This window comes from Pseudomonas sp. NBRC 111143, assembly GCF_001320965.1.
Taxonomy (GTDB): Bacteria; Pseudomonadota; Gammaproteobacteria; order Pseudomonadales; family Pseudomonadaceae; genus Aquipseudomonas; species Aquipseudomonas machongensis.
The window spans coordinates 45,415-59,295 of sequence record NZ_BCBT01000019.1; the positions used below are offsets into that span (position 1 = coordinate 45,415).

The following is a 13,881-nucleotide window of genomic DNA, read 5'->3' on the forward strand; positions in this document are numbered from 1 at the left end:
TCGTCACCGGTCACTGGAGGAAAGATGCGTAGCCTGGTCTTGCTGCTGGCGCTGATGGCGTTGAGCGGCTGCATGAAAGTCAGCGACATGGGCGAAGGTGTTCGCTATCAGATGAGCGACGCCGGTCTGCTCGATCACAGCGATACCGCCCGAACCCTGTCGGTTCGGCTGCAGCCTGATTCGTTCATCTTCATTGGCCAGGGCGCCTTCGTGCCGCCTGGAAAAGGGCCGGTGCCGCAGCAGAATGCCGTTGCCGAAGAAGCATTCAAGAGCTTCGTCGAGTACTTCCCGCTGGTGCGTCGCGCCAGGGCGCCGTTGGGGTTGGAGGACGCGATAGCCGAGGCGCGTTCGGTCGGAGCCCATTACGTGCTCTATACCCGTTTCGCTCGCACCGATGACCGCATTGGTAATGGCGACGAATGGTACGACGAGCAGGCAGTGGATCGCCTCGGTTGGGATACCGGTGTGGTGCAGATGATGCTGATCGAAACCAGCACGCGCTATTTGATCGATACCGCGCGCATCAAGAGCCGTGGCGGTTTGTTGACGTTCCACGACAACACGCCGCAGGATTTGCTCGCGGCACCCATGCGCGAGTACGCTCGTAGCCTCTTGGGAATGAGTCGGTAAGGAACGGGTGATGACAGGTACGGGCAAGGCCAACGATCTTCTGGCGCAGATACCCAAGGAGAAGGGGCTGCCTCCCGTGCATCTGTGGAATCCCGATTTCTGCGGCGACATCGATATGCGCATCGCCCGCGACGGCACCTGGTACTACCTGGGAACGCCGATCGGGCGCAAGCCGATGGTGCGCTTGTTCTCTACCATCATTCGTCGCGACGGTGATGACTATTTCCTGGTAACGCCTGTGGAGAAGGTCGGCATTCGTGTCGATGATGCGCCGTTCGTGGCGGTCAGCCTGGAAGTGGAGGGCAGTGGTGAGCAGCAGGTCCTGCGATTCACCAGCAATGTCGAGGATCAGGTCGAGGCCGGTCCTGATCACCCCATTCGGGTAGAGACCGATCCGACAACGCATGAGCCATCGCCTTACCTGCTGATGCGCAGCAACCTCGAAGCGCTCATCCACCGCAATGTGTTCTACCAACTGGTGGAGCTTGCGGTGCCACGCGTGATCGATGGCGAGGAGTGGTTGGGGGTTTGGAGTGGCGGGGTGTTCTACCCCATCGGGCGCGACCACTGAGCGCATCTTGCGACGATCTTTCTGATCCCGGAAAAACAAAAAACCTCCAGTGCTTGCGCATCTGGAGGTTTTTCAGTGTCTGGCTCCGCGACCTGGACTCGAACCAGGGACCCAATGATTAACAGTCATTTGCTCTACCGACTGAGCTATCGCGGAATCTGCGCGTATCTTACTGAATGCCAAGGGGAAGTCAAGCTGCCCCCTGGCAAATCAAGCAGTTACAGCACTTCGACGATGGCCTTGGTGACCACGTGGATATTGCTCTGGTTCAGTGCCGCCACAGCGATGCGACCGGTGTCCAGCGCGTAGATGCCGAAGTCGTTCTTCAGGCGCGCGACCTGTTCCACAGTCAGGCCCGAGTAGGAGAACATGCCGACTTGGCGACCGACGAAGCTGAAGTCGCGGTTGGCACCGTACTCGGCCAGGAGCGAGACCATCTGTTTGCGCATGCCGTGGATGCGTTCACGCATTTCGCCCAGTTCGGCTTCCCACATCTGACGCAGTTCCGGGCTGTTGAGCACGGTGGCGACGATGGTTGCACCGTGAGTCGGCGGGTTGGAGTAGGTGGTGCGAATCACGCGCTTGACCTGCGACAGCACGCGCGTGCTCTCGTCTTTCGAAGCGGTGACGATCGACAGCGCGCCGACGCGCTCGCCATACAGCGAGAACGATTTGGAGAACGAGCTGGAGACAAAGAACTCCAGGCCCGACTCGGCGAACAGGCGTACGGCGAAGGCATCTTCGCCGATGCCTTCGCCGAAGCCCTGGTAGGCCATGTCGAGGAATGGCACGTGGCCTTTTGCCTTGACCACTTCCAGCACGTTCTTCCAGTCGTCGAGCGACAGATCGACACCGGTCGGGTTATGGCAGCAGGCGTGCAGGACGACGATCGAGCCCGAGGGCAGCTTGTTCAGGTCTTCGAGCATGCCGGCACGGTTGACGTCGTTGCTCGGTGCGTCGTAATAGCGGTAGTTCTGTACTGGGAAGCCTGCAGTCTCGAACAGGGCGCGATGGTTTTCCCAGCTCGGATCGCTGATGGCGACTACCGCGTTCGGCGCAAGGCGCTTGAGGAAGTCGGCACCGATCTTGAGGGCGCCGGTACCGCCGACAGCCTGCACGGTTACTACGCGGCCTTCAGCCAGCAGTGCGGATTCAGCGCCGAACAGCAGTTTTTGTACGGCCTGGTCGTAGGCAGCGATGCCGTCGATCGGCAGGTAGCCGCGGGAGGCATGTTGGGCGACACGCTGGGTTTCGGCTTCGATCACCGCGCGCAGCAGCGGGATGCGGCCTTCCTCATTGCAATAGACGCCAACGCCCAGATTGACCTTGTCGGTACGTGGGTCAGCGTTGAATGCTTCGTTGAGGCCCAGGATGGGGTCGCGGGGTGCCAGCTCGACAGCGGAAAACAGGCTCATTGTTACCTTGGCTCTGAATAGGAGAGTGATAGGAAATGCACCCTCCAGCCCAGTGCACTGAAGCGGTGCAAACGGGGAGTCAGTATAGTGATACCGATCGGTCACTGCGACACTCTGGCACAGGTTTTCAGGCGCTTTGCGCAAATATTTTTCGACCATTGGTCGAATTGCCTTGTCCACCGCAATGAGCGTTCACATCTGCGGCGGCAAAGGCCACCCCGGCGCGTCTTTTTGCGTATAGACTACTGGCTAAATTTACAGTTGCCGCGACATCCAAGAGGTCCGTCATGTCCGAGTTCCAGCTCGTCACCCGATTCCAGCCGGCCGGCGACCAGCCCGAAGCCATTCGCCTGATGGTCGAGGGTATCGAAGCGGGCCTGTCGCACCAGACCCTACTCGGGGTGACAGGCTCCGGCAAGACCTTCAGCATCGCCAATGTCATTCAACAGGTCCAGCGCCCGACCATGGTGCTGGCGCCGAACAAGACGCTGGCTGCCCAGCTGTATGGCGAGTTCAAGGCCTTCTTCCCGCACAACGCGGTGGAGTACTTCGTCTCCTACTACGACTACTACCAGCCGGAAGCCTACGTCCCGTCGTCGGACACCTTCATCGAGAAGGATGCCTCGATCAACGACCACATCGAGCAGATGCGCCTGTCGGCGACCAAGGCATTGCTGGAGCGGCGCGACGCGATCATCGTCACCACGGTGTCGTGTATCTATGGCCTGGGCAGCCCGGAAACCTACCTGAAGATGGTTCTGCACGTCGATCGCGGCGACAAGCTCGACCAGCGCGCACTGCTGCGCCGGCTGGCCGACCTGCAGTACACCCGCAACGAGATGGACTTCGCCCGTGCCACCTTCCGGGTGCGTGGTGATGTGATCGACATCTTTCCGGCCGAATCGGACCTCGAGGCCATCCGTATCGAGCTGTTCGACGACGAGGTGGAGAACATTGCCGCCTTCGACCCCTTGACCGGCGAAGTGATTCGCAAGCTGCCGCGTTTCACTTTCTACCCCAAGAGCCACTATGTGACCCCGCGCGAGACTCTGCTCGAGGCGGTGGACGGCATCAAGGAGGAGCTCGGCGAGCGGCTGGAGTACCTCAACAAGGCCAACAAGCTGGTAGAGGCCCAGCGTCTGGAGCAGCGTACGCGCTTCGACCTGGAGATGATTCTCGAGCTGGGTTATTGCAACGGTATCGAAAATTACTCGCGCTATCTGTCCGGTCGTCCGGCCGGCGCCCCGCCGCCGACGCTCTACGATTATCTTCCTGCCGACGCGTTGCTGGTGATTGATGAGTCACACGTCAGCGTTCCTCAGGTCGGCGCCATGTACAAGGGCGACCGTTCTCGCAAAGAGACACTGGTGGAGTATGGTTTCCGCCTGCCATCGGCGCTGGATAACCGGCCTATGCGCTTCGACGAGTGGGAGTCAGTCAGCCCGCAGACCATCTTCGTCTCGGCGACGCCTGGCCCTTACGAGGCAGAGCATGCCGGGCGTGTGGTCGAGCAGGTGGTGCGGCCAACCGGCCTTGTCGATCCTCAGGTAGAGGTGCGTCCAGCCCTCACTCAGGTGGATGACCTGCTGTCGGAAATCGGCAAGCGCGTGGCGGTGGGGGAACGGGTGCTGGCGACGACCCTGACCAAGCGCATGGCAGAGGACCTTACCGACTACCTCGCAGATCACGATGTGCGTGTGCGCTACCTGCATTCGGACATTGACACCGTGGAGCGGGTGGAGATCATCCGAGACCTGCGTCTGGGTACCTTTGATGTACTGGTGGGCATCAACCTGTTGCGTGAGGGGTTGGACATGCCGGAGGTGTCGCTGGTGGCCATTCTCGATGCCGACAAGGAAGGCTTCCTGCGTTCGGAGCGTTCGCTGATCCAGACCATTGGCCGCGCTGCGCGCAACCTAAACGGCAAGGCGATTCTCTATGCCGACCAGGTGACAGGCTCCATGCAGCGGGCGATCGACGAGACCGAGCGGCGTCGGGCCAAGCAGGTGGCGTTCAACGAGGCGAATGGCATCGTGCCCAAGGGGGTGGTCAAGGACATCACCGATATCCTGGAAGGCGCCACGGTGCCCGGTGCGCGCAGCAAGAAGCGCAAGGGCATGGCCAAGGCTGCGGAGGAGGCTGCGCGCTACGAGGCAGAGCTCGCCACTCCTGGCGAGATCACCAAGCGCATCAAGGTGCTGGAAGAGAAGATGTTCCAGCTGGCGCGCGACCTGGAGTTCGAGGCCGCCGCCCAGTTGCGCGACGAGATCGGGCAACTGCGTGAGCGGCTGATCGCCAGCTGAGTGCACTCGTCGGCGCAGAAATGGCCGGGTTACAGGGTCAGTGTGCCTCGCCGGCTTTCAGCCCCTGCGGCAGTTTGCGTGTCAGCAAGACCGCCACCATGCTGACCGCCAAACCGATCCCTACCAGATGGAAGGCATCGTTGTAGGCCATGATCAATGCCTGCTGGTGGGTGATTTCGCTCAAGCGCCCCAGTGCTGCGCTGTCACTGCCCAGTCGCTCGGCCAACTGGGCCAGCCGCTCCGCCACTTGCGGGTTGCTTGGCACCACTGATTCGCGCAGGTAGTCGAAATACACCTTGGTCCTTGCATCCAGCAAGGTGGCCAGCAAGGCGATACCAATGGCGCCGCCCAGGTTGCGCAGGATGTTGAACAGGCTCGAAGCCGAGCCCGCATCCTGGGGCTGAATGTAAGCCGTGGCGATCAGCGAGATGGTGACCATGATCATGGGCTGCCCGAGTGCGCGAATGATCTGGATATGGTTGAACTGTGGCCCTGCGAAGTCCGGGTTGAGCACTCCCGAGCCGAAGCTGGCAGCCCCGAACAGGCAAAAGCCCAGTGCACAGAGCAACTTGGGCGCAATCACCTTCATCAGTTGCGGCACCAGCGGAATCAGGAACAGCTGTGGAATTCCCATCCACATGATCACCTCGCCGATCTGCAGGGCGTTGTAGCCCTGGATCTGCGCAAGGTACAGCGGCAGCAGATAGATCGAACCATAAAGCCCAACACCCATCCCCAGGCTGGCGATGCTCGACAGGCCGAAGTTGCGGTTGCCGAGGATGCGCAGGTTGATCAGGGGGTTGGCCCGCGAAAGCTGGAGGATGACGAAGGTGATCAGGCAGAGCAGGGCCACGGTACCCAGGCCGACAATAAGGCTCGACTCCAGCCAGTCCTTGCGATGGCCTTCTTCCAGAAAGACTTGCAGGCAGCCCAGGCCGACCCCCAGGGTGACGATGCCGGCGTAGTCGGTGCTTTTGAGCAGCTCCCAGTGCGCCTCTTTCTTCTCCAGCCCGTAGAGCAGCCCTGCGATCATCACCAGCCCCGGCGGGATGTTGATGTAGAAGATGTATTCCCACCCCCAGTTTTCGGTGAGCCAACCGCCCAGGGTCGGACCGATGGAGGGGGCGAAGGTCGCGGTCATGGCGAACATCGCCATGCCCTTGGCTCGATGGTGTTCGGGCAGCTTGATCAGGGTCAGGGTGAAGGCCAGCGGAATCAGTGCGCCGCCGGTAAACCCCTGGAGAGCGCGAAACACGATCATGCTTTCCAGGTTCCAGGCCATCGAGCACAACAGCGAGGCCGCCAGAAAACCAAGCGAGACCCACACCGCCAGGCGCCGTGCGGATAGTAACTGCACAAGCCAGGCAGTCAGCGGAATCATGATGATTTCCGCCACGAGATAGGAGGTCGAGATCCACGAGCCCTCTTCTAAGGTGGCAGACAGCGCCCCCTGGATATCCTTGAGCGAGGAGTTGGTGATCTGAATGTCCAGCACGGCCATGAATGCACCGAGCATCACGCTCATCACCGCAATCCAGTCGCGCCGGCTAGGCTCCGCAGTCGGTCGCAGCAGTTGGTCACCGGCCATCGTGAGTTTCGCCGCGCTCTGCCTGATCGGCGCTGTTGCGCAGGTCGACGGTGGCGGTTACCGACATGCCTGGGCGAATGCGACCGTGCAAGGGGTTATTGGCTGCAAAGGTCAGCTTGACCGGAATGCGTTGCACCACCTTGGTGAAGTTGCCGGTGGCATTGTCTGGAGGCAGCAGGCTGAATTGCGCCCCGGATGCGGCGAACAGGCTGTCGACACGGCCTTCGATCGGGGTGTCGGGATAGCTGTCGAAGATCAGTTCGGCACGCAGACCCCGATGCATGTTGCCGATCTGGGTTTCCTTGAAGTTGGCCTGCACCCAGATGTCTTCGTCCGGGACGATCGATAGCAGATAGGCGCCGGCCTGCACCACCTGGCCATTGCGGGCGCTGCGCTGGCCGATGGTGCCACTGATGGGGGCGTGGATTTCACAGCGGGTAAGGTTGAGTTCTGCCTGTGCCAGGTCTGCCCGGGCGTTGGCAATTTGCGCATCGAGGCGCTTGAGTTCGGCCGTCAATGCATCGATCTGCTGGCGCTGGCTCTGCAGGTCGGCCTGGGCTTTGTCGACTTGGGAGCGGGCGACGTGGTTTTCCGCAGACAGGGTGGTGACTCGTTCCTCCGAGACGAACCCAGGTTTGCGCAGGGCTTCGGCACGATTGAGGTCCAGGCGCGAGCGATCAAGGGTGGCCTGGTTGGCGGCCACCTGGGCTCGGCCGGCGGCGATCAAGCTGTCTTGCTGGGTCAGTCGGCTTTGCGCCTGGACGCGTTCGGCTTCACGCGTAGCCAGTGCCGCGCGAGCACGCTCGACCGCCAGCTGGAAGTCGGCGACCTCCAGGCGGACCAGCAGATCGCCTTGCGTGACGTGTTGATTGTCCTCTACCAGCACCTCGTCGACCCGCGCACCCAGCTGGCTGGAAATGCGAGTGATCTCACCCTGCACATAGGCATTGTCGGTGCTCTCGTAGAAACGCCCCTTGAAATACCAGTGGGCGAGAAAGGCGAGCGCGATCAGCACCACCAAGGTGAGAAAGATCAGCAGGCGGCGTTTGAGTTGAGCAGGCATAGGGACTATCGTTCCAGAAATGTAAGCAAATTTAACAGCTCGGCAATGCACCGTCACAAGTGACGATAGCGCCATTGCTGGAGCCCGATGCCCGCACCCTGCTAACATCCCGCCTTTGTTTCATCTTTCGTCCGAGACTGTCCATGACCACCGTTCGCACGCGTATCGCGCCATCGCCCACTGGCGACCCCCACGTCGGCACTGCCTACATCGCCCTGTTCAACTACTGCTTTGCCAAGCAGCACGGCGGCGAGTTCATCCTGCGCATCGAAGACACCGATCAGTTGCGTTCGACCCGCGAGTCGGAACAGCAGATTTTCGATGCCCTGCGCTGGCTCGGTATCGAATGGAATGAAGGTCCGGACGTTGGCGGCCCGCACGGCCCGTACCGCCAGAGCGAGCGCGGCGAGATCTACGCCAAGTACGCCAAGCAACTGGTCGATGCCGGCCATGCGTTCTATTGCTTCTGCACCGCCGAAGAGCTGGATCAGATGCGTGCCGAACAGATGGCCCGTGGCGAAACACCGCGCTATGACGGCCGCGCATTGAAAATGAGCGCCGAGGAAGTGCAGCGTCGACTGGCCGCTGGCGAGCCCCACGTGATTCGCATGAAAGTGCCGAGCGAAGGTATCTGTGTGGTGCCGGACATGCTGCGTGGCGATGTCGAGATTCCGTGGGACCGCATGGACATGCAGGTTCTGATGAAGAACGATGGCCTGCCGACGTACTTCCTCGCCAACGTGGTCGATGACCACCTGATGGGCATCACCCACGTCTTGCGAGGCGAGGAGTGGCTGCCGTCGGCGCCGAAGCTGATCAAGCTCTACGAGTATTTTGGCTGGGAGCAGCCCAAGCTGTGCTATATGCCGCTGCTGCGTAACCCGGACAAATCCAAGCTGTCCAAGCGCAAGAACCCGACCTCGGTCACGTTCTACGAGCGTATGGGCTTCATGCCTGAAGCCATGCTCAACTACCTGGGGCGCATGGGCTGGTCGATGCCGGACGAGCGCGAGAAGTTCTCCCTGGCAGAGATGGTCGAGCATTTTGACCTGTCGCGTATTTCCCTTGGCGGGCCGATCTTCGACATCGAGAAGCTGTCCTGGCTCAATGGCCAGTGGTTGCGCGACCTGCCGGTCGAGGAGTTTGCGGCGCGCGTACAGAAGTGGGCGTTCAACAGCGACTACATGATGAAGATCGCACCGCATGTACAGGGTCGTGTCGAAACTTTCAGCCAGATCGCGCCACTGGGCGGGTTCTTCTTCGAGGGCGCCCTCAAGCTCGATGCCAAGCTGTTCGAGCACAAGAAACTGTCGCCCGATCAGGTGCGTCAGGTCATGCAGTTGATCTTGTGGAAGCTCGAAAGCCTGCGGCAGTGGGAAAAGGAGCGTATTACCGGCTGCATCCAGGCGGTGGTCGAGGCCTTGGAGTTGAAGCTGCGTGACGCCATGCCGCTGATGTTCGCCGCAATTTCGGGGCAGGCCAGCTCGGTGTCGGTGCTTGATGCCATGGAGATTCTCGGCCCCGACCTGACCCGCTACCGTCTGCGCCAGGCGCTGGAACTGCTGGGCGGCGTGTCGAAGAAAGAGAACAAGGAGTGGGAAAAGCTGCTGGCGAACATCGCCTGATTGGCTTATCTCACGCCCCTGTGGCAGTGGGCTTGCCCGCTGCCACAGGACCTGGCAATCGCCGGGAGCAGGGCAGGGCGGTAAGTGATTGTTATCTGTGAAAAAAATTTTTGATATTTTCACGAATTCGTTTGACAGTGCTGCAATCCGATCTTAATATGCGCCCCGTCCACAGCGATGAACGAAAATGAAGCACCAGGCACCCAGCCGGTGATTCAGTTCAAAGCGACATTGTGGGGCTATAGCTCAGCTGGGAGAGCGCCTGCATGGCATGCAGGAGGTCAGCGGTTCGATCCCGCTTAGCTCCACCAAATTCCGCTTCGTGATCAAGGTCGTGAAGCAAGACTGGTCCAGCAACCAGATCTTGAAGGTAAGAAGGTTCGTCCCCTTCGTCTAGTGGCCTAGGACACCGCCCTTTCACGGCGGTAACAGGGGTTCGAGTCCCCTAGGGGACGCCAGTATTGCACAAGCGATATTTCATGATGTCGCTGGGCCGAGAGGCTAGAAATCCGGGGCTATAGCTCAGCTGGGAGAGCGCCTGCATGGCATGCAGGAGGTCAGCGGTTCGATCCCGCTTAGCTCCACCAATTTTGCCGCGGTTCGTGAAAACGGATCGGCACGAAGGTTACGTCCCCTTCGTCTAGTGGCCTAGGACACCGCCCTTTCACGGCGGTAACAGGGGTTCGAGTCCCCTAGGGGACGCCATTTCTTCCCGCGTTTTGCGGGGTTGAAAGGCTCATTCGACTGTTGGGTGAGCTTTTTGTTTTGTTTCGGGGCTATAGCTCAGCTGGGAGAGCGCCTGCATGGCATGCAGGAGGTCAGCGGTTCGATCCCGCTTAGCTCCACCAATCTGCCACGGTTCGTGAAAATGAATCGGCACGAAGGTTACGTCCCCTTCGTCTAGTGGCCTAGGACACCGCCCTTTCACGGCGGTAACAGGGGTTCGAGTCCCCTAGGGGACGCCATTTTTACCCGTGTTTTACGGGACTTCAAAGGCTCATTCGATTATTGAATGGGCCTTTTGTTTTTCTACCTCCTTAATCTTCCAGGTGCCCGATCAGCGGTACGCGATTTCGCTTGCCATAAAATATTATATGCGTAATATTTCGATCATCATATTTGGGGGTGCCCATGAACGATAAAAAGACCAGGACTCGCGAGCGTATTCTCGACGCCGCCTGTAGCGCACTGATCCAGCAGGGGCCAGCCGACCCCAGCGTAGGTCAGGTAATGGCTGCAGCAGGCCTCACCGTCGGAGGCTTCTACGCCCATTTCGATAGCAAGGATGAATTGATGCTGGCGGCATTCGACCAGTTGCTCGGTGAGCGACGGGCCTTGCTTTCGCAGGTCGACCCCAGCCTGTCTGGTGCTGAGCGTCGTGCGCTGGCAGCGGCTTTCTATCTGTCGCGCAAGCACCGTGATGCCCATGAGCACGCCTGTCCCTTGCCTAACGCGTTGGGTGAGATGCAGCGTTTGCCCGCAGCCTTTCGCGAAATGTTGGCCGAACACCTCGAGCTTATGACGGCGCAGATGGTCGATCGTCCCGAGGATATCGACAAGGCGTTCGCCGACCTCGCCCTGATGGTCGGCGGCCTGGCCCTGGCCCGAGCCTTGGGCGCTACCGAACTTTCCGACCGTATTCTGCGCGCCGCCAAGTCGGCGGTTATCTGAGCAACCTCAACTCTGGAGCAAGGCGATGACGACCCTGAGCTGGATTCGCAGCGTCAACGGCACCCTCGGCCATCTGGCCCCCGAGCATGTCGCCGGGCGCATGCGGCGCGCCTTCATGACGCCGCGTAACCTGCCTGCGCGGCAGTGGGAGCTGCCGCTATTGGCTTCGGCCGAGCGTATCACCCTGCGCTTCGGTCTTTCGGCCTTGCGCTGGGGCAAGGGGCCGACGGTGCTCCTGATGCACGGCTGGGAAGGGCGGCCCACCCAGTTTGCCGCGCTGATCGAAGCCCTGGTGCAGGCAGGACACACGGTCGTGTCCCTGGAGGGGCCGGCCCATGGCCGTTCGCCGGGGCAGCAGGCGCATGTGGTGCTGTTCGCCCGGGCTCTGCTTGAAGCCGCGGCGGAGCTGCCGCCGTTGCGGGCCGTGATCGGTCATTCGATGGGTGGCGCCAGTGTCATGTTGGCGTTGCAGTGGGGCTTGCGTGCCGAGTCGGCGGTGAGCATTGCTGCACCTGCTCAATTGCTCGGTGTGTTGCGCGGATTTGCCCGGCGTCTGGGGATGCCCAGGCGGGCGCGTGCAGCCTTCATCCGGCAGGTCGAGCGTGACGTGGGCGTGCAGATCGATCGGCTGGATGTCAGTGGCTACCAGCTCGAGTTGCCTGGGCTGGTGGTTCATGCAGCCGACGATGCGCTGGTCGCGGTCAGTGAGGCGCAGCTCATCCACAAGGCCTGGTTCGACAGTCGCCTGTTGCTGCTGGAGGACGGTGGGCATCAACGGGTGCTGGCTGACCCGCGTCTGGCCCAGGCTGTGCTCGAGCTGCTGGCGCGTACGACGCAACCGGCACGGCAAAGCGCCTGAGCATCCGTTACACTCTGCCCGTTCACTGACTACAGGAGCGGGCATGAGCTGGGATCTGGCAGCGCCATTCATCATCGACCTTCGCGTCGGCACCGAGGATATCGACGGCCTCGGTCATGCCAACAACGCTGTCTACGTCACCTGGCTGGAGCGCTGCGCCTGGCGTCACTCGCAGCGCCTGGGGCTGGACCTGGCCGAGTACCGTCGTCTGGACCGGGCAATGGCCGTGGTGCGCCATGAGATCGACTACCTGGCAGCGGCGTACGAAGACGACGAGCTGCAATTGGCCACCTGGATCATCGACTGGGATCAGCGCCTGCGCATGACCCGTCGTTTTCAGCTCAAGCGCCCACGTGACGGCGTTACCCTGTTGCGCGCGCAAACCACCTTTGCCTGTATCGAACTGTCCAGCGGCAAGCCTCGGCGGATGCCGGCCGAGTTCATCGAGGGCTATGGTCCGGCGCTGATCGGCGCCTGATCCACGGGCATTTTTTGCTAGACTGCCGCCTTTTCTCGTCGGGACCCTGAAATGCAAATTGCCCTGGCCCCCATGGAGGGGCTGGTCGACAACATCCTGCGCGACGTGCTGACCCGCGTCGGGGGTATCGACTGGTGTGTCACCGAGTTCATCCGTGTCTGTGATCGCCTGCTGCCACCTTCGTCGTTCGACAAGTTGGCACCCGAGTTGCGCAACGGTGCGCGCACGGCTGCCGGCACGCCGATGCGTGTGCAGTTGCTGGGCTCCGATCCGCTGTGCCTGGCGGACAACGCCGCCCTGGCCTGTGAACTCGGGGCACCGGTAATCGACCTCAACTTCGGCTGCCCGGCCAAGACCGTGAACAAGTCTCGCGGGGGCGCTGTGCTGCTCAAGGAGCCCGAGCTGCTGCATGCCATCGTTCGTGAAGTTCGACGGGCGGTGCCGGCGCAGATCCCGGTGACGGCGAAGATGCGTCTGGGCTTCGACAGCCCGGATGGTGCGCTGGAGTGTGGCATCGCGCTGGCCGAAGGTGGGGCGCAGCACTTGGTGGTGCATGCGCGAACCAAGGTAGAGGGTTACAAGCCGCCGGCTCACTGGGAGTGGGTGGCGCGGGTGCAGGATGTGGTCAAGGTGCCGGTCTTTGCCAATGGCGAGATCTGGACCGTCGATGATTGGCGACGCTGCCGCGAAGTCAGCGGCGCCGAAAACATCATGCTCGGGCGCGGGCTGGTGTCGAGGCCGGATCTGGGCTTGCAGATCGCCGCGGCGCGCGAGGGGCGGGACTACCAGCCGATGGTGTGGAGCGACCTGCTACCGCTGCTGCGCGAGTTCTGGCGCCAGGCGCAGGCCAAATTGTCGCCGCGCTATGCGCCCGGGCGGATGAAGCAGTGGTTGGCGATGTTGACCCGCAGCTACCCGGAGGCGGTGCTGTTGTTTGCCGAGTTGCGGCGCGAGGATGACTGCGCCCGCATCAGCCGGCTGTTGGGCGTCGAGCCAGTGAAAACGGCCTCTTTCACCGAGTGCGTCGCCTGATGTGCAGCTGCATCGTGCGGGGTGGGCAGATTTTTTCATGAGAGCCCTTGAAAGTCCGTTGCCTGACCTTATCTCTTGAGTACGCGATGCCGAAGTCGGGTCGCGTAGTGACTTACTTGCTGAATCTCAGGAGTTTATGACCATGACTACTGCTTTCTCCCTCGCACCACTGTTCCGCCATTCCGTAGGTTTCGATCGTTTCAATGACCTGTTCGAATCCGCGGCACGTAATGAGGCCGGTAGCAGCTACCCGCCCTACAACGTCGAAAAGCATGGCGATGACCACTATCGCATCGTGGTTGCTGCAGCCGGCTTCCAGGAGCAGGATCTCGACCTTCAGGTCGAAAAAGGCGTCCTGACCGTTACCGGTGGCAAGCGCGAAAATGGCGCTGCCGAAGTCACCTATCTGCATCAGGGTATCGCCCAGCGTGCTTTCAAGCTGTCGTTCCGCCTGGCGGATCACATTGAAGTAAAAGCTGCCGGTCTGGCTAACGGCTTGCTCAGCATCGACCTGCTGCGCATCGTGCCGGAAGAAGCCAAGGCCAAGCGTATTCCGATCAATGGTGAAAAGGCTGCACTGAATTGAATGCAGTGAAGTGAATGGAAGGGCACCCTAGGGTGCCCTTTCGCATTTATGGGGCACACC

General features: G+C 61.1%; 13 protein-coding genes and 7 tRNA genes. 15 read left to right on the forward strand and 5 right to left on the reverse strand.

The features are described from left to right. Positions 1-24: 24 nt before the first annotated feature. Positions 25-630: a DUF4823 domain-containing protein gene (locus tag APH44_RS12900; protein ID WP_054893082.1), complete on the forward strand. Its 606-nt coding sequence runs from the start codon at positions 25-27 to the stop codon at positions 628-630. A 10-nt stretch (positions 631-640) separates the two neighbouring features. Further along, a complete protein-coding gene (locus APH44_RS12905; RefSeq protein ID WP_054893083.1) occupies positions 641-1,201 on the forward strand; it encodes a DUF1285 domain-containing protein in 561 nt (186 codons plus the stop codon). Positions 1,202-1,281: 80 nt separating this feature from the next. Here APH44_RS12905 and APH44_RS12910 read toward each other — a convergent pair. The 3 genes from APH44_RS12910 to APH44_RS29735 all read right to left on the reverse strand — a co-directional run bounded on the left by APH44_RS12910 (position 1,282) and on the right by APH44_RS29735 (position 2,905). Then, positions 1,282-1,357, reverse strand: a tRNA-Asn gene (locus APH44_RS12910). Positions 1,358-1,419: 62 nt separating this feature from the next. Next, entirely contained in the window at positions 1,420-2,616 is a 1,197-nt protein-coding gene (locus APH44_RS12915; protein WP_054893084.1) for an amino acid aminotransferase, read from the reverse strand. A 127-nt stretch (positions 2,617-2,743) separates the two neighbouring features. Then, positions 2,744-2,905, reverse strand: a complete 162-nt coding sequence (locus APH44_RS29735; RefSeq protein ID WP_156343750.1) for a hypothetical protein — start codon at positions 2,903-2,905, stop codon at positions 2,744-2,746. On the opposite strand from APH44_RS29735, the gene uvrB reads away from it, so the two are divergent. Further along, a complete protein-coding gene (gene uvrB / locus APH44_RS12920) occupies positions 2,904-4,919 on the forward strand; it encodes an excinuclease ABC subunit UvrB (RefSeq protein ID WP_054893085.1) in 2,016 nt (671 codons plus the stop codon). The genes APH44_RS29735 and uvrB overlap by 2 nt on opposite strands. A 37-nt stretch (positions 4,920-4,956) precedes the next feature. Here the strand turns inward: uvrB and APH44_RS12925 are convergent, their stop codons facing one another. Further along, the gene (locus APH44_RS12925; RefSeq protein ID WP_177339334.1) at positions 4,957-6,447 is read right to left on the reverse strand and encodes an MDR family MFS transporter; all 1,491 of its coding nucleotides are present in this window, start codon (positions 6,445-6,447) and stop codon (positions 4,957-4,959) included. Between the two features lie 49 nt (positions 6,448-6,496). After that, complete coding sequence (locus tag APH44_RS12930; RefSeq protein WP_054893087.1) at positions 6,497-7,570, reverse strand: HlyD family secretion protein; 1,074 nt, start codon at positions 7,568-7,570, stop codon at positions 6,497-6,499. Positions 7,571-7,713: 143 nt separating this feature from the next. Between APH44_RS12930 and gltX the strand changes: the two genes are divergently transcribed. From gltX to APH44_RS12990, 12 genes are all read left to right on the forward strand, one after another. Next, positions 7,714-9,195: a glutamate--tRNA ligase gene (gltX, locus tag APH44_RS12935; RefSeq protein ID WP_054893088.1), complete on the forward strand. Its 1,482-nt coding sequence runs from the start codon at positions 7,714-7,716 to the stop codon at positions 9,193-9,195. A 235-nt stretch (positions 9,196-9,430) separates the two neighbouring features. Beyond that, positions 9,431-9,506: transfer RNA gene (locus APH44_RS12940), tRNA-Ala, on the forward strand. Between the two features lie 71 nt (positions 9,507-9,577). Then, positions 9,578-9,653 (forward strand) — tRNA-Glu (locus APH44_RS12945). A gap of 53 nt (positions 9,654-9,706) precedes the next feature. Continuing rightward, positions 9,707-9,782, forward strand: a tRNA-Ala gene (locus tag APH44_RS12950). A 42-nt stretch (positions 9,783-9,824) separates the two neighbouring features. Continuing rightward, positions 9,825-9,900, forward strand: a tRNA-Glu gene (locus APH44_RS12955). Positions 9,901-9,967: 67 nt separating this feature from the next. Further along, a tRNA-Ala gene (locus tag APH44_RS12960) sits at positions 9,968-10,043 on the forward strand. A 41-nt stretch (positions 10,044-10,084) separates the two neighbouring features. Further along, positions 10,085-10,160, forward strand: a tRNA-Glu gene (locus tag APH44_RS12965). Positions 10,161-10,326: 166 nt separating this feature from the next. Further along, on the forward strand, positions 10,327-10,866 hold the full coding sequence (locus APH44_RS12970; protein ID WP_054893089.1) for a TetR/AcrR family transcriptional regulator: 540 nt from the start codon (positions 10,327-10,329) through the stop codon (positions 10,864-10,866). A 25-nt stretch (positions 10,867-10,891) separates the two neighbouring features. After that, entirely contained in the window at positions 10,892-11,725 is an 834-nt protein-coding gene (locus APH44_RS12975) for an alpha/beta fold hydrolase (protein WP_054893090.1), read from the forward strand. A 43-nt stretch (positions 11,726-11,768) separates the two neighbouring features. Beyond that, positions 11,769-12,203 carry a thioesterase family protein gene (locus APH44_RS12980; RefSeq protein WP_054893091.1) on the forward strand — a complete coding sequence of 145 codons (435 nt, stop codon included), beginning with the start codon at positions 11,769-11,771 and terminating at the stop codon, positions 12,201-12,203. Between the two features lie 51 nt (positions 12,204-12,254). Further along, positions 12,255-13,235 (forward strand): tRNA-dihydrouridine synthase, encoded by a 981-nt coding sequence (locus APH44_RS12985; RefSeq protein ID WP_054893092.1) that lies wholly within the window; start codon positions 12,255-12,257, stop codon positions 13,233-13,235. 142 nt (positions 13,236-13,377) lie between these two features. Then, the gene (locus APH44_RS12990; RefSeq protein WP_054893093.1) at positions 13,378-13,821 is read left to right on the forward strand and encodes an Hsp20 family protein; all 444 of its coding nucleotides are present in this window, start codon (positions 13,378-13,380) and stop codon (positions 13,819-13,821) included. Positions 13,822-13,881: the final 60 nt, after the last annotated feature.

What these genes read in the sequence shown, in the direction of transcription:
- APH44_RS12900 (WP_054893082.1), top strand. Translation starts at nt 25, where the DNA reads ATGCGTAGCCTGGTCTTGCTGCTGGCGCTGATGGCGTTGAGCGGCTGC.
- APH44_RS12905 (WP_054893083.1), top strand. Translation starts at nt 641, where the DNA reads ATGACAGGTACGGGCAAGGCCAACGATCTTCTGGCGCAGATACCCAAG.
- APH44_RS12915 (WP_054893084.1), bottom strand. Translation starts at nt 2,616, where the DNA reads ATGAGCCTGTTTTCCGCTGTCGAGCTGGCACCCCGCGACCCCATCCTG.
- uvrB (WP_054893085.1), top strand. Translation starts at nt 2,904, where the DNA reads ATGTCCGAGTTCCAGCTCGTCACCCGATTCCAGCCGGCCGGCGACCAG.
- APH44_RS29735 (WP_156343750.1), bottom strand. Translation starts at nt 2,905, where the DNA reads ATGACGGACCTCTTGGATGTCGCGGCAACTGTAAATTTAGCCAGTAGT.
- APH44_RS12930 (WP_054893087.1), bottom strand. Translation starts at nt 7,570, where the DNA reads ATGCCTGCTCAACTCAAACGCCGCCTGCTGATCTTTCTCACCTTGGTG.
- gltX (WP_054893088.1), top strand. Translation starts at nt 7,714, where the DNA reads ATGACCACCGTTCGCACGCGTATCGCGCCATCGCCCACTGGCGACCCC.
- APH44_RS12970 (WP_054893089.1), top strand. Translation starts at nt 10,327, where the DNA reads ATGAACGATAAAAAGACCAGGACTCGCGAGCGTATTCTCGACGCCGCC.
- APH44_RS12975 (WP_054893090.1), top strand. Translation starts at nt 10,892, where the DNA reads ATGACGACCCTGAGCTGGATTCGCAGCGTCAACGGCACCCTCGGCCAT.
- APH44_RS12980 (WP_054893091.1), top strand. Translation starts at nt 11,769, where the DNA reads ATGAGCTGGGATCTGGCAGCGCCATTCATCATCGACCTTCGCGTCGGC.
- APH44_RS12985 (WP_054893092.1), top strand. Translation starts at nt 12,255, where the DNA reads ATGCAAATTGCCCTGGCCCCCATGGAGGGGCTGGTCGACAACATCCTG.
- APH44_RS12990 (WP_054893093.1), top strand. Translation starts at nt 13,378, where the DNA reads ATGACTACTGCTTTCTCCCTCGCACCACTGTTCCGCCATTCCGTAGGT.